Raw genomic sequence first — 480 nt, forward strand, 5'->3', positions numbered from 1 at the left:
GCGGCGCCGATGACACCGTCCCAGACCGGATAGGTCGTCTTCTCGGCGCCGAAGGGCCACTTGTTCTGCAGGCCCTGCTGCTGCGGTGTCTTCGGAGGAACGTAGCCGTCGTTGGGGACGGTGAGGGCGGTGTGCCGGTCGGTCGCGAACACGTCGGTCTCGGCGCTGATGAGCCGGCGCTGCGGGTCCTTGGCCCGGACGCAGCCGTCGATGCCGCCCTCGTCCCGCACGACGCACAACGAGGTGAACCACACCGCGACGTGGTCGGTCGAGGCCTTGCTATCGACCTGGTTGCCGCTCCACGCGAGCACCGCGGTCGGCTGGAGCTCGAGGTCGGGGCCGGTCGCCACCTGGGCGTTGCCCGCCAGGCGGGTCGTGTTGTCGGTGTCCAGCGGGGTGCGCTCGATCTGCGCGGGAGCCCAGACCTGGGCGACCACCGCCGCGGCGATGAGAAAGGCGCCGAGCCCGATGAGAACCGGC

The 480-nt window shown here is 71.0% G+C and carries 1 protein-coding gene; it reads right to left on the reverse strand.

Features of this window, described 5'->3' with window-relative positions; genetic code table 11:
- Window positions 1–480 (reverse strand): porin PorA family protein (locus Q0L15_RS21330; protein WP_296606764.1); only part of this gene is annotated, 480 nt, incomplete at both ends.

The sequence above is a fragment of the Nocardioides sp. genome, assembly GCF_024509035.1.
Classification (GTDB): Bacteria; Actinomycetota; Actinomycetes; order Propionibacteriales; family Nocardioidaceae; genus Nocardioides.